This window comes from Curtobacterium sp. UNCCL17 (assembly GCF_000686685.1).
GTDB lineage: Bacteria > Actinomycetota > Actinomycetes > Actinomycetales > Microbacteriaceae > Curtobacterium > Curtobacterium flaccumfaciens.
Genome location: NZ_KK366002.1, coordinates 702,705 through 718,931, shown reverse-complemented (window position 1 = coordinate 718,931; position 16,227 = coordinate 702,705). Strand labels below are relative to the sequence as shown.

General features: G+C 68.6%; 19 protein-coding genes and 1 tRNA gene. 12 read left to right on the top strand and 8 right to left on the bottom strand.

The features are described from left to right. Positions 1-214: 214 nt before the first annotated feature. From BR70_RS0117370 to BR70_RS0117355, 4 genes are all read left to right on the top strand, one after another. Positions 215-874, top strand: a complete 660-nt coding sequence (locus tag BR70_RS0117370) for a hypothetical protein (RefSeq protein ID WP_155896926.1) — start codon at positions 215-217, stop codon at positions 872-874. An 85-nt stretch (positions 875-959) separates the two neighbouring features. Continuing rightward, a complete protein-coding gene (locus BR70_RS0117365) occupies positions 960-1,214 on the top strand; it encodes a hypothetical protein (protein ID WP_027467081.1) in 255 nt (84 codons plus the stop codon). Positions 1,215-1,784: 570 nt separating this feature from the next. Continuing rightward, on the top strand, positions 1,785-2,690 hold the full coding sequence (locus BR70_RS22960; RefSeq protein WP_081827434.1) for a nuclease-related domain-containing protein: 906 nt from the start codon (positions 1,785-1,787) through the stop codon (positions 2,688-2,690). A 108-nt stretch (positions 2,691-2,798) separates the two neighbouring features. Then, the gene (locus tag BR70_RS0117355; RefSeq protein ID WP_027467080.1) at positions 2,799-3,998 is read left to right on the top strand and encodes a Fic family protein; all 1,200 of its coding nucleotides are present in this window, start codon (positions 2,799-2,801) and stop codon (positions 3,996-3,998) included. 6 nt (positions 3,999-4,004) lie between these two features. On the opposite strand, the gene BR70_RS23425 is transcribed toward BR70_RS0117355, so the two are convergent. The 5 genes from BR70_RS23425 to BR70_RS0117320 all read right to left on the bottom strand — a co-directional run bounded on the left by BR70_RS23425 (position 4,005) and on the right by BR70_RS0117320 (position 7,526). Continuing rightward, positions 4,005-4,181, bottom strand: a complete 177-nt coding sequence (locus BR70_RS23425; protein WP_155896925.1) for a hypothetical protein — start codon at positions 4,179-4,181, stop codon at positions 4,005-4,007. 15 nt (positions 4,182-4,196) lie between these two features. Further along, positions 4,197-4,787: a hypothetical protein gene (locus BR70_RS0117345; protein ID WP_155896924.1), complete on the bottom strand. Its 591-nt coding sequence runs from the start codon at positions 4,785-4,787 to the stop codon at positions 4,197-4,199. A gap of 21 nt (positions 4,788-4,808) precedes the next feature. Next, positions 4,809-5,111: a hypothetical protein gene (locus tag BR70_RS23665; RefSeq protein ID WP_197019665.1), complete on the bottom strand. Its 303-nt coding sequence runs from the start codon at positions 5,109-5,111 to the stop codon at positions 4,809-4,811. 727 nt (positions 5,112-5,838) lie between these two features. Beyond that, on the bottom strand, positions 5,839-7,035 hold the full coding sequence (locus tag BR70_RS0117325; RefSeq protein WP_155896922.1) for a hypothetical protein: 1,197 nt from the start codon (positions 7,033-7,035) through the stop codon (positions 5,839-5,841). Between the two features lie 401 nt (positions 7,036-7,436). Further along, positions 7,437-7,526: transfer RNA gene (locus BR70_RS0117320), tRNA-Ser, on the bottom strand. A gap of 143 nt (positions 7,527-7,669) precedes the next feature. Between BR70_RS0117320 and BR70_RS21610 the strand changes: the two genes are divergently transcribed. Both BR70_RS21610 and radA read left to right on the top strand, forming a co-directional pair. Then, on the top strand, positions 7,670-8,677 hold the full coding sequence (locus tag BR70_RS21610; protein WP_081827433.1) for an SGNH/GDSL hydrolase family protein: 1,008 nt from the start codon (positions 7,670-7,672) through the stop codon (positions 8,675-8,677). A 10-nt stretch (positions 8,678-8,687) separates the two neighbouring features. Further along, positions 8,688-10,049 (top strand): DNA repair protein RadA, encoded by a 1,362-nt coding sequence (gene radA, locus BR70_RS0117310; protein WP_027467076.1) that lies wholly within the window; start codon positions 8,688-8,690, stop codon positions 10,047-10,049. A 4-nt stretch (positions 10,050-10,053) separates the two neighbouring features. Here radA and BR70_RS0117305 read toward each other — a convergent pair whose 3' ends face one another. Continuing rightward, positions 10,054-10,437, bottom strand: a complete 384-nt coding sequence (locus tag BR70_RS0117305) for an SseB family protein (RefSeq protein ID WP_017887661.1) — start codon at positions 10,435-10,437, stop codon at positions 10,054-10,056. A gap of 280 nt (positions 10,438-10,717) precedes the next feature. Between BR70_RS0117305 and cspE the strand changes: the two genes are divergently transcribed. Continuing rightward, positions 10,718-10,927 (top strand): transcription antiterminator/RNA stability regulator CspE, encoded by a 210-nt coding sequence (gene cspE, locus BR70_RS0117300; protein ID WP_017887662.1) that lies wholly within the window; start codon positions 10,718-10,720, stop codon positions 10,925-10,927. 180 nt (positions 10,928-11,107) lie between these two features. Here the strand turns inward: cspE and BR70_RS0117295 are convergent, their stop codons facing one another. Next, complete coding sequence (locus BR70_RS0117295) at positions 11,108-11,806, bottom strand: hypothetical protein (RefSeq protein ID WP_027467074.1); 699 nt, start codon at positions 11,804-11,806, stop codon at positions 11,108-11,110. A 64-nt stretch (positions 11,807-11,870) separates the two neighbouring features. Further along, positions 11,871-12,413, bottom strand: coding sequence for an amino-acid N-acetyltransferase (locus BR70_RS0117290; protein ID WP_051597059.1), 543 nt, complete (start codon positions 12,411-12,413; stop codon positions 11,871-11,873). A 77-nt stretch (positions 12,414-12,490) separates the two neighbouring features. Here BR70_RS0117290 and BR70_RS0117285 point away from each other — a divergent pair, with 77 nt between their 5' ends. The 5 genes from BR70_RS0117285 (at position 12,491) to BR70_RS0117265 (ending at position 15,996) form a co-directional block, all read left to right on the top strand. Beyond that, positions 12,491-12,943 (top strand): SRPBCC family protein, encoded by a 453-nt coding sequence (locus tag BR70_RS0117285; RefSeq protein ID WP_027467072.1) that lies wholly within the window; start codon positions 12,491-12,493, stop codon positions 12,941-12,943. A gap of 192 nt (positions 12,944-13,135) precedes the next feature. Next, positions 13,136-13,579: a hypothetical protein gene (locus BR70_RS21605; RefSeq protein ID WP_035809351.1), complete on the top strand. Its 444-nt coding sequence runs from the start codon at positions 13,136-13,138 to the stop codon at positions 13,577-13,579. Then, positions 13,576-14,031: a hypothetical protein gene (locus BR70_RS0117275; RefSeq protein WP_027467071.1), complete on the top strand. Its 456-nt coding sequence runs from the start codon at positions 13,576-13,578 to the stop codon at positions 14,029-14,031. Before BR70_RS21605 ends, BR70_RS0117275 begins: the two co-directional genes overlap by 4 nt. Positions 14,032-14,035: 4 nt before the next feature. After that, positions 14,036-14,986 carry a hypothetical protein gene (locus tag BR70_RS0117270; protein WP_027467070.1) on the top strand — a complete coding sequence of 317 codons (951 nt, stop codon included), beginning with the start codon at positions 14,036-14,038 and terminating at the stop codon, positions 14,984-14,986. Continuing rightward, on the top strand, positions 14,983-15,996 hold the full coding sequence (locus BR70_RS0117265; protein WP_027467069.1) for a hypothetical protein: 1,014 nt from the start codon (positions 14,983-14,985) through the stop codon (positions 15,994-15,996). Before BR70_RS0117270 ends, BR70_RS0117265 begins: the two co-directional genes overlap by 4 nt. Positions 15,997-16,227 lie beyond the last annotated feature (231 nt).

The window sequence follows — 16,227 nt, the reverse complement described above, 5'->3', positions numbered from 1 at the left end:
GCGTCGTCGCCGAGACGTGTGAGCCGGGGTGGCGACAAGTTCTGAGTCCGTCGAAACGAGGCCGGGAATCGATCCGTCCGCACCCCCTCGGACCTGCTCGAACCGATGCCGGATTGTTACACTCCCATTCTTAGTCTGGTAAACGAGCAAATTCGACATCTTGACTCGTAATCGGCGCCGACAACCGGAGTCGCAGGTATGTAGCGTTGCTAGAATGAGCATTCCGAACAGCACCGAGGACGGCCCACGCCCGGGGCAAAAGAACGCACTGACCACGACCGCAGTGGAGGAGCAACTGCTACTTGCCTTCCGGGCTCTGGGAGCTGAAGGCGACTACCTTGTTCGCGGCCTCACGACGCTGATCAAGAGCATGCCGCCCGTGCTTCCGCAAGCAGCCCAATCTGAACACAGCATGAGTCTCGTAGAGGCTGGGGTGATGACAGCCGAAGACGTGGCTGCTGCCGAAGACGAGCTTGCGCAGGGTGCACTACCGCTAGTCGAGTCGGGCGGTTGGCTCTCGAGCGCCTGGGAGACGGTATCGCTGGACTCAGCGTCCGCGTTTCTGCATCGGACGCCTCAAGACATCGTCAGTGCCGCGGAACGAGGCGAGCTCTTGATGGTCGAGATCAGCGGCGAAAGACGTATCCCGACTTGGCAATTCACAACCAGGCCAGTCGGTCATCTCCTGCCACACCTGGCCGAACTGCTGCCTGAGCTCCTCGAGCGGTGGCATCCGCTTTCGATCGGTCGCTTTTTCACCACACGTCAGGAGGACCTGATCGATGAGGGCATGAAGACCCCTGCGGCTTGGCTCGAGGACGGCGGCGCCCCTTGTGAGGTACTCGACCTCATCAGCGCGGGGCTCTATCGATGACCGCTAACGGCATCGTGGTAAGGGCCGCCCAACTCACACTCCTCTCAGCTCATCGCCACTCCTGCGTAGGAATCGATGACGCCTCGTGAACGAGACCCCCACGAATTCCGACTGGAGGACCCAGGCAGACGCCTTTCGTCAGATCCTGATCCGGGAGACCGCTCGCACCGTCGTGACACGACTGAGCGTGTCGCCGTGGTTCGATCACAGGCACTGGGAGGATCTCAGCCGCGAGGAACAAGACAACATCCTCGGGTGGGTTGAACTCGTCTCCATCGCACAGATCGAGGCGTACGGCTCTGCGCTGAAACTTGCAGGTCTAGATGTCGACGATGACTGAGCGCCGCGAGGCATGGTGGCCAAGCCGACAAGCTCCGCCTCCAGCGAGCTGGGCCTAAGTAATTGAAGACCTACTTGCGCCCGACCGTTCGCGGGAGTGGGCACGGGCCGCAGCCCTCTTCATCGAGGTGCACACGAAGCAACGGGGTCACGGACCGACGTTCAATGAGCTGTTCATACATCTCTTACCGGAGAGGAACGGAGTTCCGTCACTGCGCCCGGAAGGCGTGAACTCGCGAGACCACTACCACGCCAGGAGCTACTTCCGGCTCTACGTCATGCGCGAATGGCGCAAGCACGACCTATTCGTTTGGAGAACAGGAGTGCATCGGAGCCTCAACGTTCCGGGGAAGTTTGCAAAGAGGCTGCGTCAGCTCGAGCGAGCAGACACAGAGCGATCTTGAGCCATGCACTCACGCGCGGCGCGACGCCGTCGAGGCGCGAGGAAGCCGGACGACGGGACCGCGTCGCTTAGACGAGCCGCTGCGCAGTGGATACACCATCGCGCACAAGCCCGTCGCGAGGTTGTGCACGTCGCTGGGCGGGAGTGCAGCCCGAAAAATCGCGCCGAATGGCGGCGCTCGGCCGAAATGACGGTGCACAAGCTCGTGATGAGACTCAAGTTCTCAGTGAGCGGCCGCGCGGCGGTTCCGTCGGGCTCCCGAGCCATCGATGCACAACCGTGCACGTTCTTGTGCTTAAGAGCCGCGCAGCCAAACAGTGGGGCGTAGTCCGGTACCGGTACAACCGGTACGCCGTCAGCGGGCTCTCGCGCCTCGCACTGGGGCTCGCACCCGGACAACCGGTCTGGCTGGATGAATGCCATGGGGACGAACGACACCACCGGCGCCGGCGCATCCGCGCAGCGCGATTACGACCGCCGAGGGCACGCGACGAAACGAAGATCCGCGAGACGTGGGGCGAGGGTCGCATCGGCAAGATCGCCGTCGCGCTCTCGAGTGAGCGGCAGAGCACCGTCGCATGGAAGTCCGGGGCAGCCGGCGAGGCTGTCGTCGGCCAGGCGCTTGAGGCAATCGCCTCCGAGGAAATCGTCGTGCTCCACGACCGTCGCATCCCCAGGACGCGAGCGAACATCGACCACATCGTGATCACTCGCGCCGGCGTTTGGGTCATCGACGCGAAGCGATACTGCGGCAAGCGGCCCGTGCTGCAGGTCGAGGGCGGGCTGTTCCGGCCGCGCATCGAGAAGCTCATCGTCGGCGGCGACCGCACGAAGCTCGTCGACAGCGTCCTCCGCCAGGCGGCACTCGTGCACGAGGTCGTCGACCCGGTCAGCGTGCACGGCGCGCTCTGCTTCGTCGACGCGGACTGGCCGCTCTTCGGCGGCTCGTTCGCCACCCGTGGCATCGAGGTCTGCTGGCCGAAGAGGCCCGCGAAGCAGCTTGCCTCGCTCGATGGTCAGGTCGACGTCACCGCGGTCGCGGCCACGATCGCAGCGCACTTCCCGCCCGCCTGATTCGACGCACCGCGAGCCGCGCCCTCCATGGCGGCAACCTCGTCGCTATTGCCACATTTGCAGAATAAGTGACACTATCGACATGGCCATTGACGGGAAGGGTGCGCGATGACGAACTGGCCAGCACACACGAAGCGCGTCGTCCCGTGGACGAGCACGAGCCGCCGCGGCACACGCGACGACCGCATGCTCACCGAGGTGACCGCGTCCATCCCGCCCCGCGTCGCTGATCTCGACGTGCCCGTCATCGCCGAGCGGGAGCTGTTCCGCGCACGCGACGAAGCTGCCGACCTCGAGCGCGTGGCCGACGGCGTGCTCAACCCCCTCGCCGGTTTCCTCATCCGCATGGAGTCGGTGGCCTCCAGCCGCATCGAGCACCTCGAGGCGTCTCCGGTCGCGTTCGCGCGCGCCATCGGCGGGTTGAAGGAGAACGCCTCCGCCATGTCGATGGTGGCCGCTGGCGCTGCGATCACGAAGCTCATCGACGCCTCGGGCACGACGATCACGCTCGACGAGATCCTCGCCGCACACAAGGCGCTTATGCAGGACGACCCGGACGTCGCCGAGCGCCCCTACGCCGGCCGCATCCGCGATGTGCAGAACTGGATCGGCGGGTCCCAGCACTCGCCCCGTGGCGCGCTCTACGTCCCGCCTCCGCCGGAGGAGGTCCCGGCGCTCCTTGAGGACCTGCTCGCGTTCGCCAACCGTGACGACGTCGAGCCGGTCACTCAGGCAGCGATCGCGCACGCCCAGTTTGAGAGCATCCACCCGTTCACCGACGGCAACGGCCGCATCGGCAGAGCGCTCATCGGCGCGATCCTGCGCCGCCGAGGCGTGACCCCGCACACGGTGCTTCCGGTCGCCAGCGCCCTCGCCGCGGACACGACGCACTACTTCTCGCTCCTCGGCGCGTACCGCACCGGTGACGCGGAGCCGATCGTCACTGACCTGGCGCTCTGCGTCGAAACGGCGGCCCGAGAGGCCCGCGGCACGGCGCGCGCCTTCGCGCAGTACGAGGATGCCTGGCGCGAGCAGGCATCCCCGCGCGCTGGCAGCGCCGCCGACCAGATCCTGCCGGTCCTGCTGTCGCTGCCGGTGTTCACCATCGAGCAGCTCGTTGACGAGCTCAGGGACGTCCCGGAGCGAAGCGTCTACCGCGGCGTGCAGGCCCTCGAGGAGGCGCATGTCGTCGAAGCCGTCACCGAGCGAGTCCGCGGGCGCGCGTTTGCCGCGATAGACGTGCTCGACGAGTTCGAGGATCTCGACACCCGCATCCGGGAGCGCATCACCAGGCTCCGCGGAGCCTGACGCCCGTCACGACGACCGCGGCACGTTCGCGCGCACGTCGTCGGCCTGCGCCTCGTCGAGTACCCAGAATCCGGTGTGCTCCGGGTAACGCTCCCGCAGGTAGGCCCGCACGGCCCGCCCCGGACGAGACTCGTTCGTGTAGCCGAGCTCGACTGCCAGCTCTCTCGGTGTGTACGTCGTCATCGGTTGCTCTCCCTCTCAGCCGCGCCCGCGCAGCCGCCGAAGCCAGCCGGAGCGCGTAGTGGTCTCGCTACTCGCCTGGGGTGGTGACTCCCCCGCCGCCGGCACGGGCCGAGTCATGGGCGCCGGCGCGCCGATCGTGATGGTCAGCTCGCGCTCCGCAGGGTCCGGGATCGGCGTCATCGGCCAGTCCGACGGCTCGTAGTTGTCCGGAACGACGTACCCGCCGCAGTCGACGACCTCGCCGGCGGTGTTCACCGTGACGTGGTGCACGTACAGCGTCCCGTCGTCGAAGTCGTAGGGGCTGGGCCCGTCCGGGACGAAGGCCGTCTGTTCGCGAAGCCCCTTCGACCAGGAGAGCCGGCCGACGGTGCCTTCGTCCGACGTCGCCCACCAGTGGGTCCCTCGCCACTCGACGTGGAGCTCGTCGCCGACGCGGACTGATCCGATGTGCTCGGTGACCGTCGAGTGGTACAGGCTCGACAGCATCGGCGTTCCTCGGCCGGCGAGGACGCTCGAGTGGAGCCCGGCGATGCCGAACCGGCGGTCACCGTTCTTGTGCACGGAGCCGAGCTGTGGATGCCCGTCCGCCGCTGCTGGTGAAGTCATGGCCGGCATCCTGGGTCGTCGTCATCGCCGGGACTCGCAAACCGCCGTGTCCGGGAACACACCGCAGGCGATCTCGAGGTCCTGATCGCCGGTGGCGCGCGTCATGCCGAGGAGGCTCGGGTGCTTCGCGAACGCCTTATTCCAGTCATCGGCGTCCCGGCACATGTCGAGGCTCCGCTCGACGTAGAAGTCCGCGTTGTAGTCCGCGTCCGAAGCTTGCCGCTCGGCTTGTTCCATCGCCATCGTGCAGTTCGCGGTCGGTCCGATGGCCGTGCCGACTTTCACCGCGCCGATGATGCCGCCGAGCACAGCGAGCGTCGGCATGGGCAGCAAGATTGCGCTCCCCAACGGCAGCAGCTGCTTCCGCTTCACGACCGGTCGGGCTTCCGGCGCAGCCTCGCCGTCCTTGAGCCATCGCCGACCCGTCCAGTACCGGTAGGTGTCCAGGCGCCACGGGTGGAGATGCCACCCGATGCGCCGGCCCGACTGCCGAGGATCTGTCATGGCGCGATTCTCGCAGAGATCGACTGCCTCAGCGGCTGCGTGCATCCGCAGACAGACGCAGCATCAGGTCACTTCAAGGGGTGCGACTCACACCGACGGTAATGGCACTTAACGCAACTTTTCGGCGCAGGGGTCAGTTACGTGCACCGACACAGAGCGGAGATGAGGGCTACCGACGAGTTCTTCGCCGGCATCGAATGGCGCGCGAACCTAAGCACTCCGGAGAAGCGCTACGCCTTCGGCCGACGAGCACGGTTAGTGGACGGGTTCCGGCGCACTTTTCGGAGCCGCCACCTTCGTGCTCGGTGTCCTGCAGCCGAACGCGTCAGGCGATCCGTCCGGGCTGACGATTCTCGGCAGCGCGATCTTCACACTCGGAATCGCCTTCACCCTGCTCTTCAACGCGGCGGTCCAGGCGACGAAGGAGCTGCAGCGACCCTCTCGGTGATGCTGACTCGTTCGTCGGTCGGTCGTCGGGCGCGCCGGACCAACGGAGCCCCGCACCTGATCGCGTTGCGGGGCTTCGTCACGTACTAGGTGAAGGGGATCAGCCGAAGTCGATGACCGGTCGGAGGGTGACGCCGTCGCGGCCCCCCGGGGTCCCACGCCCCGGGCCCCGCCCCCACTGCGCGGCGATGTCGTGGTACTCCGAGGTGTCCCCGGACGGCTCGATGCCGTGATCCGGCCAGTGCCCCGGTCCAAGAGCGACCCCATCAGTGACGGAGAACCTTTCGACGTTATAGAGCCCTACTGCGCAGCTCGGAACAGAGATCTCCGCTAGGCGCTTCTCGAAGTGCAGAGTCGCCAGGGCGCTCAGCAGTCGGCCGACGACGTCGTCCAGGAGCTCGGCATTGTTGTTCAGTTCGTGGAAGATCGGTCCCTCGGTCGGGCTGCCCGATTCATCCCAGACGCGTTCGAGCACGTCGACTGCGCTGCGGAATTGACCGAAGAGCTCGCGCTCCTCACGGATGATGCCGAGCACTTCCTTGATCTGCATCTGGTTGAGCTCATGCGACTCCGCGGAGACCTCCTTGTCGAACTCCGCCACCCAGTCCTCAGGGGTGTCGGTGTCTCGCACAGACTTGCTGATCAGGCGGCCGCGGGCCCAGAGGCTCCATCCGAGCACGGCGATCGCATCCCGATCCTCGGGATCCTCGAACCGGATGCTCGCACGGTAGAGGTCGCGTAGGAAGTGCAGCGGGTCGAGAAGCGCCCACGAGCCGGCGCTGACCAGCGCGACGTCAACGTCTTCGGGGCGACGACCCTTCAGATCGACGTACACCCAGAGCACGCTCTCCGGGTCGATCGTGAAGTCGTCGTTGGTGCTCCACCACTCCCAGGCAAGGTACGCGTCGAGCTGAGGCACGGCGTCGTGGTCAACCTGGTCCGAGCCCTGCTTCCGAGACCGACGCGGGTCGGCGTCATTCGCGAGGTGGATCGCAGCAGCAGCCTCGCCGCGTGCGCGGGGCAGATTGTCGACCGTCATCCGGAACGTGCGGTTGCCGTTGGCCCCAACCTTCCACTCGAAGGCCGCGACGGCCTCCTTGGTGTCCGATCGCACCAGCACGAGGTCCGGAGCGAAGTTCGGACCAGGAACCGCGGCGAACAGGGTGTGCTCGCCTCGGAGCGCGGGCGCCAGGACGCGCTCGGCGTCCGCTCGGTGCTCGTCCCCGACGCGCGCGATGATCGATGTCAGCGCAGCGTTCGCGACGGCGGGTCGCTCCTCGAGGAACAGGCCGCGCATGTGCCGCACGATCATCTCCTCGAGTGGGATGTCACGCGCTCCGCGCCCCAAGGGCTCGTCGATCCATGCCTCGTCCTTCATGCGGCCATCCTTCCGTGAGGCACCATCATCTCGAAACGCCCCACAGCACGGGCCACGACGGCCCTCCTCGCATAAGACCCGCACCCTGCTCCTCGGGCGCGACCAGGGTGGCCAACCTCGAGCGCCAGCTCGGCGGCGTATGGGCCGGCACCGGACGGGTCGTTCCTCGCGATCAGCTGAGCTCTGGAGCGGTCCGATGACGCGGATACTCACACCTGCCACGAGAAGCTCCGTTACCGCCTGGTTACCGGCACAGGAGCCGGGGCAAAGCGAAAGAGCCCCAGATGCCCGTCTTTACGGGAATCTGGGGCTCTTTGCGTTGGCGGTACCGGTGGGATTTGAACCCACGGTGGAGTTGCCCCCACACATGTTTTCGAGACATGATCCTTCGGCCGCTCGGACACGGTACCGGGAAAGAGTTTACACGATCCGGGAGGCCCGTGATGACACCCCGGGTCGGCTCCCCCTCCACAGGCGGTCACCTGCAGGGCTCTCCCCACACCCACAGGTCCTCCTCGTCTCCGGCAAGACCGGCGGGCGTACCGTCCACGGCATGAGATCCCGCACGCTCATCGCACTCCTCACCTCCGTCGTCGGCAGCCTCGGCGTCGTCGGTGCCGCAGCCGTCGGCGCCCGCGCCGGCGTGAAGGGCCAACGGGCAGCGGCGCAACGGGTCGTCGACATGCTCCCGATCCACGCCGACTGGTGGCGGGAACGACAGCAGCACGAGGGGCAGCTGCTCTACGTGGCGATCGGTGACTCGGCAGCGCAGGGCGTCGGTGCGACCGCACCCGGGCGTGGCTACGTGGGGCTGCTCGCACGGCGCATCCGGCACCGTTCCCACATGTCGGTGCGCGTGGTGAACCTCAGCGTCTCCGGCTCGACCACGTGGGGCGCGAAGCGTGATCAGCTGCCGAAGCTCCGGCACTACGCGCCCGACGTCTGCACGGTGTCGATCGGGGCGAACGACATCGCCGACTTCGATCCGGACAAGTTCGAGCGGAACATCCGGGCGATCTACGGCGCGGTGCCGTCGCACGCCGTGGTGGCCGAGCTGCCGTGCATGTTCGTGCCGGACCGGGAGCGCAAGGTGGCGGTGGCGAACGAGATCGTGCACCGGGTGGCCGACGAGTTCGGGCTGACGGTGGCGCCGCTGCACACCATCACGAAGCGGGTCGGGCTCCGCCGCACCTTCTTCAACAGCTACGGCGACCTGTTCCACCCGAACGACCGCGGTTACGAGATCTGGGCGAGCGCGTTCGAGCCCGCGGTCGACGCGCGCGTCGACACCGTGGCGGCGATCCGGCACTACCTGTCCGTGCGCGAGGCCGAGAACCTCGGTCGTGAAGCCGGGGCCGTGGCGAACGCCCGCGCCGAGCAGGACACCGACGGCGCCGAAGCGCTCGACCATGCCTCGCGCCAGGGTCCGGGGCCGGTCGAGCGCCTGCGCCACCGGATGACCGGGTCGATCGCGGTGCCCGACGAACGAGACCGGTCGGACGGACGAAGCGGACCAGACGAGCCGGGCGACGACGCCGGTGATGTCGGCCGTACGGCCTAGCCTCGACGACATGGCGCGCCCGCAGTCCCTCTACCGTTGCACCGAGTGCGGCTGGACCAGCATCAAGTGGGTCGGCCGGTGCGGTGAGTGCCAGACCTGGGGCACCGTCGAAGACAGTTCTGCGGCGTCGGCGAGCACCCGCGGCACGTCGGCGGTCGCCGTCACCGGCGCCCGGGCCGCGCGACCGATCACCGAAGCCCGCGGCACCTCCGTGCAGCGCTGGCAGACCGGCATCGGCGAGTTCGACCGCGTCCTCGGCGGCGGCGTGGTGCCGGGTGCCGCGGTCCTGCTGAGCGGCGAGCCCGGCGTCGGCAAGTCGACCCTGCTGCTCGAGGTCGCCTCCCGAGCCGCAGCCTCGGGCAAGCGCGTCCTCTACGTCAGCGCCGAAGAGTCCGTCGACCAGGTCCGACTCCGTGCCGAACGCACCGGGGCGATGCACGACGACCTGTACCTGGCGAGCGAGGTCGACCTCGGCGTCATCATCGGCCAGATCGACCAGGTCCAGCCCGACCTGCTGATCGCCGACTCCGTGCAGACCATCTCGTCGAGCTCGATCGACGGCATCGCGGGCGGCACGTCCCAGGTGCGCGAGGTCGCCTCGACCCTGATCCGCATCGCGAAGGACCGCGCCCTGCCCGTCCTCATCGTCGGCCACGTCACGAAGGACGGCACGATCGCCGGCCCGCGGCTCCTGGAGCACCTGGTCGACGTCGTCTGCCACTTCGAGGGCGACCGGCAGACCGCGCTGCGCTTCGTCCGGGCGCTCAAGAACCGCTTCGGCCCCACCGACGAGGTCGGGTGCTTCGACATGGGTGGCGACGGCATCCACGAGGTCCCCGACCCGAGCGGCCTCTTCATGTCGAAGAACGCCACCCCGGTGTCCGGCACGTGCGTCACCGTCGCACTCGAGGGGCGCCGAGCGCTGCCGGTCGAGGTGCAGGCCCTCATCGTCCCGAGCTCGGCGCCGCAGCCACGCCGGGTCGTGAACGGTGTCGACGCCTCACGCGTGGCGATGCTGCTCGCGGTGCTCGAACGCCGCGCCGGCCTCAAGCTGTCCGATGCCGACGTCTACGTGTCCACGGTGGGCGGCATGAAGCTCACGGAGCCCGGCGCCGACCTGGCGATCGCACTGGCGCTCGCGAGCGCCGCACGAGACCGTCCGTACCCGCACACGCTCGCAGCCGTCGGCGAGATCAGCCTCGCCGGCGAGATCCGTCCGGCCACGGGCACGAAGCAGCGCGTGAACGAGGCCACCCGCCTCGGGTTCACGACGGTGCTCGGCTCGGACTCCGGGCACCTGCGCGAGGCCCTGCGTGTGGCGTTCTCGATGACGCAGTCGCCGCGCGAACGCGAGCTCGACCGCGCGTTCTGAGGCGCTACGCGCGCAAAGCGGCCAGCAGGTCCGCCGGCGCGGCCTGCATGGTGTGCGGGCCGGCGATGTCGAAGAAAACGCCCTCGAGCATGTCGAGGTGGGCGGCCAGGAACTCCTCGAGCCGCGGCCCGTCGTAGACCATGACCTGCCGGATCTTCTCGTCCGGCACCATCGCCGTGTAGGCGTCCGCCGACGAGAACAGCAGCAGGATGCGCTTGTCCGACCCCTCACGGCCGAACACCCGCACCTGCATGTCCTTCTTGCCGGTGACGAGTCGGGGGACGATCACGATGTCGTGGCGGAGCGCGAACGCCACCGCAGCGACGTCCTGCTTCGCGAGGGCTTCCTCGAGCTGTTCGCTCCGGAAGCGCTGTTCCTTGTCTGCCATCAGCTCAATTCCACCAGATTTTCGTCGTTCCGTGACGCACGGGTAGCCAGTCGGCCCAGAGCACGCTAGCCTGATGGAACCGCTTCGGCGGCGCTCAACGTCCGGGCGAGGTGGTTTGCCCCTCAACCCGGGCCCCAGGGTCACTGGCCGACAGGCCTGGCCCCGAACCCGTCCCGCCGGCACCTGCCCGCGTGGCGCATTACCCCCGTCGACGTACGTCGGGGTCTCCGTCGGTGCATCTGCACCTTGGCGGAAGCAAGAAAGCTAAGGAAACGCCATCATGGCATCTACCGGTACCGTCAAGTGGTTCAACAACGAAAAGGGCTTCGGCTTCATCGCCCCGGACGACGGCAGCGCTGACGTCTTCGCGCACTTCTCTGCGATTGCTGGCAACGGCTACAAGTCGCTCGAGGAGAACCAGAAGGTGGAGTTCGACATCACCGAGGGCCGCAAGGGCCCGCAGGCGGAGAACATCACCGTCCTCGGCTGATCACATCAGCTTGAACAGGCCCCGTCGTCTTCGGACGACGGGGCCTGTTGCTGTTCCCGGCGCCCTGCTCGGCATCTCGCACAACCAAAGCCACGCCGAACCACGCGAGCGCCTGGCGCGAATGCACTTCGGTTGTGCGGAACGGATCGGAACCGCGTACCGCGAACCCGCCGCCGCCGCCTACTGCAGGATGAACTGCACCGAGGTCTTCGACTCGAGGTTCCCGACGGCGACCTGCAGGTGGTAGCTCGCGCCTCCCGCGGTGACCGCCGGCCGTGACGAGTCACACGTCGACGTGGACGAGCGGGTCCGGTCCCAGGCGATCGCCGGGGTCGTGAGCGTCTGACCGGACTTGATCGTGACGTCCTGGTTCGTGCCGCCGGTCTGGCAGTCCTTCGACGACCAGTACTGCTCCTGGCCGGAGCTGATCGTCAGCACCTGCTGCGCCGATCCGAGGTCCAGGTGGCAGGAGTTCGTGCCGGAGTTCTTGATCGACATCGCGATCTTCGGGTCCTCGGTGGGGCCGTAGGCCGACTTGTCGAGCACCGGGGTCAGGACGATCTGGTCCTTCGTGCAGGTCGAGCCGTCGGCGTCAGCGGGCTTCGACGCAGAAGCCGAGGCGGAAGCCGACGGCTTCGGCGCAGCAGACCGCGAGGACCCGGAACCGGCCGCAGACCCGTCGGACGATGCACCGGCAGCAGACCCTGCACCAGCAGAGGCCGACGCACTCGGCGCCGCCGACGTGGCCCCGCTCCCCCGCCCGACGACGATGAGCACCACCACCAGGACGACGACCAGCAGCGCCCCGAGCACGAGCGCCCGGCGGCGCCAGTAGACGACCGGCTTCTCGGGCCCGACGGGGTGACGCAACGACGACATGCGCACAGGGTAGACAACGGCGCGTGCCGCACCCGGCCACCCCGCCGGGCGGCACGGGAAAGCGTCAGAGGTTCTTCAGCATGCGGGTGTTGCCGAGGGTGTTCGGCTTGACCCGTGCGAGGTCGAGGAACTCGGCGACCCCTTCGTCCGACGAGCGGACCAGTTCGGCGTAGACGTCCGGTGAGACGACGCTCTCGCCGATCTCCAGGTACCCGTGCTTCGCGAAGAAGTCGACCTCGAAGGTCAGGCAGAAGATCCGGGCGACGCCGAGTTCACGGGCGTCGTGCTCGAGCGCTTCGAGCATCCGGTGCCCGACGCGCTTGTGGATCCACTGCTCGTCGAGGGCGAGCGTGCGCACCTCGGCGATGTCGTCCCAGAAGACGGCGAGCGCGCCGCACCCGATCGGGGTGCCGTCGGGCCCTTCGGCGATCCGGAACTGCTGGATCGAGCCGTACAGGGCGACGTTCTCCTTGCCGAGCAGGATGCGCCGGTCGACGTAGGGGGCGATGAGCCGCTGGATGTGCGGGACGTCCGAGGCGAGCGCCGGACGCACGAGGATCCCGTGGTCGTCGCGCACGTGGAACGCGTGCTTGCCGTGCTCTGTCATCCGCCTCACACTACCGGGGTCGCAGGGGGACAGCCCTGCTGAGTGCCGCCCAGGTCGATCGGCCTACCGTCCGGTGCATGCCTCAGATCATCGAAACCGTCGACGTCAACGTCCCCGTCCGCCAGGCCTACGACCAGTGGACCCGCTTCGAGGAGTTCCCGCACTTCCTCGACGAGGTCGAGAAGATCGTCCAGGTGGACGACAAGACCACCGACTGGACCGTGAAGATCGCCGGCCAGGAGCGCGAGTTCCGGGCTCTCATCACGGAGCAGCACCCCGACGAGCGTGTCGCCTGGACCGTGAAGGACGGCGAGACCGACCACGCCGGTGTCGTCACCTTCCACAAGCTCTCCGACGCCGAGACCCGCGTCACCGTGCAGATCGACTGGGAGCCCTCCGGCATCCTCGAGAAGCTCGGCTCCGCCGTGGGCGTCGGCGGCCACGCCGTCAAGAAGGACCTGCAGAACTACAAGGAGCGCGTCGAGAACGCACCGACCCAGCCGGGCTGGCGCGGCGACGTGCAGGCGTAGTCCGCACCACACGACGGACGGGAGGCGCGGTGCCAGCTGGCACCGCGCCTCCCGTTCGTTCGTCCCCCGTTCGGCATCCCCCCATCGAAATGCCGACCTGACGAGCGAGCGCGAGCCTGGCAGAGTGGTGACACTGGCCGACGCGCTGGATCAGTTTTATCATGTCTGAGACAGATGTGAGAGTGGGGACACGTGATCGAGTACAACGACGACGACGCACACCGTCGGGAACTGTCGCGCAAACTGCAGCTCCTGATGGACGTCGTCGAGGCCAACTCGGGCCAGCGACCCCCGTACAAGGAGATCGCCGCCGAGATCGAGGCGCAGGGTGCGTCGATGAGTCGACCGCGCTGGGGCTACATGCTCGGCGGCAACGGTCCGGCCGTCCGCGACCAACGACTCCTGGCGGCCCTGGCGACCTACTTCGGCGTCCCGGCGGAGTACCTGACCGACGCGGCCGGCAACACCGACGTGCCGGAGCGGGTGCAGGCGCAGCTGGAGCTCGTGCTCGAACTCCGCAAGCGCGAGGTCGTCGCGTTCGCCACCCGGCGTCTGGGCGAGTTCGCCTCGGCGGACGAGATCCGCGACTTCACCGACCACCTGCGTCGCCTGGACGAATCGGGCGGCACCCCGTGAGCGGGTACCGCGACCGCTTCGACGCCCTGCGTCGGCAGACCGAGGCCCGTCGCCGCGTGCAGCGCCTCGGGCTCCCCCGTCGGCTGTCCCTGCCGGAGCTGACCTCCCGCGCCGAGGCGGCGCTCGGCAAGCCGATCCACGTGCGCACCACGGAGCTGCCGGGCGACCTGTCCGCGCGGCTCATCCAGCGCACCGACCACGCCCTGCTCGAGACCCGCCCCGGGCTGTCCGAGCGCTCCCGGGTGGCGTGCGTGCTGCACGAGCTCGCCCACGTGTTCATGGACGACACCGGCTGCGACCACCAGGCGTACACGGGGCTGCTCAGCGGCCGGACGGCGTTCACACGGTCGTTGGACACCCCGCACGAGCAGGCCGTCGAGCTGGTCGCCGACCAGCTCGCGCTGCGGATCGGGCTGCTCGACCCCGAGGGCCAGCCCGGGATCTTCCGGTGACGCTGTGACGTTGCACGTCTGGGGGTCGATCCCGGTCTGGCTGATCCTGGCGGTGCTGGTCGCCCGGCTGCTCCTGGTGCGCACCCAGTCGGCCAGCGTCACCTGGCTGATGGTCTGCTGCAGCTGCGTCGCCGTCGGACTCACGATCAACCAGCCCGACGTCACGACGTTCCTCGCCGGTGTGACGCACGTGCCCAACATCGCCGACCTGATCGGCCGCTGCCTGATGGTGTGCGGCATGTTCGCCCTCGCGCAGTCGGTCGAGGCCGCCGCGCGCTCCGCCAAGCTCCTGCGCGCCAGCCGCATCATCGGCTGCGTACTCGTGCTCGTCGCCCTCGTCATGCTGTTCAGCTTCATCGACGCACCGATGCCCACGGCGCAGTTCATGGTGGCCTACGGCGACCAGCTACCGACCGCGCTCTACTCGGCGGTCGAGATGACCTACATCGCCATCGTGATCGCCCGGTCGGCCGTCGCCGTGCTGCGCGGATTCCGGAGCGGCGACGGGCTCGGCCGCCTGTACTGGCTCTTCGTCGTCGGTGCCGCCGGCCTCGTGCTGCTCGCCGGCATCGCGATCGCCCTCGACGCCGTGCACGTCGCCGGCGCGGACAGTGCGGTCGGGGTCCTGTCGAAGCTCTACACCCCGGTGTTCCTCGGCTCGATGGTCCTGCTCGCGATCGGCGCGGCCGGTGGCGTCCTGCCCGACGCCGCACGGGAGTTCCGCGACTGGCGGGCCGCCCGACGCCGGTTCCACGTGCTCGAACCGGAACTCCGGCGGCTCGAGACGGCATCGGGCAACACCGGGCTCTACTTCACGATCGTGTGGCAGCGTCGCCAGTGGCGGAGTCGACAGCACCGACTGTCCGTCGAGATCGAAGACCGCGCGCGTGAGGCCGGGCAGGACGTTCCGGCCGCTGCGACGCTCACCACGGCACGACTCAGGGAGATCACATGACCGGCGCACGCATCACGGCACTCGGCACCGCGGCAGGAGCGGTCGGCACGCTCGGACTCGGCGCCTTCGTCGCACGACGGCTGCTGTTCCCGACGCCGTACACGGCGACCGCCACGGTCCGCAGCGCCACCGACACCGAGGTCGAGCTGACCGCCACCCGCGACACCCGCCTGCCGGGCACCTACGACCTGCAGCGCGACGACACCCGGGTGCAGGTCGGCGCGATCACCACCGCGAGCACGGAGACCGGTGCCGGCAGCGACGGTGACACCGTGCGCCGCAGCGTCACCGCCCCCGTGGCGACCGGTGAGTGGGCCTGGGACGCCCTGCGGTACGACGGACCGGACAACGTGCCCGGCACCGAGCCCGAGGGCGCCACGACCCACGTGGTCCACGTGCACGGGCAGTCCCTCGGCCCGCGCCAGGTCCTGCGCGGTGTCGGGGTCTGGCGTTCGCTCGGCGCCTCGTCCGAGGTCGTCGACACCACCGACCTGCCGCTCCGCTCCCTCGACGCCGGTGCAGCGGACCGCATCGTCGCCGCCGTCCGCGCCGCCCGAGCCCGTGGTGCTCAGCGCGTCGTGCTGCAGGGCTGGTCCGCCGGCGCGCTCGCCTGCTCCGTCGCCGCCGCACGCGTCGACGTCGACGGCATCGTGGCGGTCTCACCCCTGCTCGACGTCGCCTCGGCGCTCCGCGGGGCCGTCCGCGGCGCGCACCTGCCCGCGTTCGTCGGCACGGTCGCCGCCCGCATCGCGACCACGAACGTGCTGTCACGGCTCGCCGGGGCCCCGACCCCCGTGACGACGACCACGTGGCAGGACTCGTCGACGCCGACGCTGCTGATCCACTCCGAGGCCGATGCCCTGGTCGCGGCCGACGACGTCGCCGCGCGGCAGGGCGCCACCACGGTCGCGTTCCGCACGGCGCCGCACACGCTCGAGTGGAATGAGGACCCGGAGCGCTGGGAGCGCGCCGTCCGCGACTTCGCCGCACAGCTGCCCGACGCCGCCTGACGCCGCGGACACCCGTCCGCACGGATCGGCACCACCCCCCCGGACGTGCAACGGCCCCGGTCTGCGAACAGACCGGGGCCGGCTGCGTCTCGATCCGTTGGGGGGAACCGATCGAGCGCGACGCGCGAGGAGTTGGGGGGAACGTCTCGCGCGTTGTCATCACAGTACCCCCGGACGGGGGTCCGTGGCCGGAAGGACGCGCAGATCGGCGATGCGGGATCTGAACGCGAC

What these genes read in the sequence shown, in the direction of transcription:
- BR70_RS0117325 (WP_155896922.1), bottom strand. Translation starts at nt 7,035, where the DNA reads ATGCGCGGCCTGTTCCTCGAGGAGCGACCCGCCGTCGCGAACGCTGCG.
- BR70_RS0117265 (WP_027467069.1), top strand. Translation starts at nt 14,983, where the DNA reads ATGACCGGCGCACGCATCACGGCACTCGGCACCGCGGCAGGAGCGGTC.
- BR70_RS23425 (WP_155896925.1), bottom strand. Translation starts at nt 4,181, where the DNA reads ATGACGACGTACACACCGAGAGAGCTGGCAGTCGAGCTCGGCTACACG.
- cspE (WP_017887662.1), top strand. Translation starts at nt 10,718, where the DNA reads ATGGCATCTACCGGTACCGTCAAGTGGTTCAACAACGAAAAGGGCTTC.
- BR70_RS21610 (WP_081827433.1), top strand. Translation starts at nt 7,670, where the DNA reads ATGAGATCCCGCACGCTCATCGCACTCCTCACCTCCGTCGTCGGCAGC.
- BR70_RS0117285 (WP_027467072.1), top strand. Translation starts at nt 12,491, where the DNA reads ATGCCTCAGATCATCGAAACCGTCGACGTCAACGTCCCCGTCCGCCAG.
- BR70_RS0117290 (WP_051597059.1), bottom strand. Translation starts at nt 12,413, where the DNA reads ATGACAGAGCACGGCAAGCACGCGTTCCACGTGCGCGACGACCACGGG.
- BR70_RS0117295 (WP_027467074.1), bottom strand. Translation starts at nt 11,806, where the DNA reads ATGTCGTCGTTGCGTCACCCCGTCGGGCCCGAGAAGCCGGTCGTCTAC.
- BR70_RS0117370 (WP_155896926.1), top strand. Translation starts at nt 215, where the DNA reads ATGAGCATTCCGAACAGCACCGAGGACGGCCCACGCCCGGGGCAAAAG.
- BR70_RS0117305 (WP_017887661.1), bottom strand. Translation starts at nt 10,437, where the DNA reads ATGGCAGACAAGGAACAGCGCTTCCGGAGCGAACAGCTCGAGGAAGCC.
- BR70_RS23665 (WP_197019665.1), bottom strand. Translation starts at nt 5,111, where the DNA reads ATGCCGACGCTCGCTGTGCTCGGCGGCATCATCGGCGCGGTGAAAGTC.
- BR70_RS0117355 (WP_027467080.1), top strand. Translation starts at nt 2,799, where the DNA reads ATGACGAACTGGCCAGCACACACGAAGCGCGTCGTCCCGTGGACGAGC.
- BR70_RS0117345 (WP_155896924.1), bottom strand. Translation starts at nt 4,787, where the DNA reads ATGACTTCACCAGCAGCGGCGGACGGGCATCCACAGCTCGGCTCCGTG.
- BR70_RS22960 (WP_081827434.1), top strand. Translation starts at nt 1,785, where the DNA reads ATGGCGGCGCTCGGCCGAAATGACGGTGCACAAGCTCGTGATGAGACT.
- radA (WP_027467076.1), top strand. Translation starts at nt 8,688, where the DNA reads ATGGCGCGCCCGCAGTCCCTCTACCGTTGCACCGAGTGCGGCTGGACC.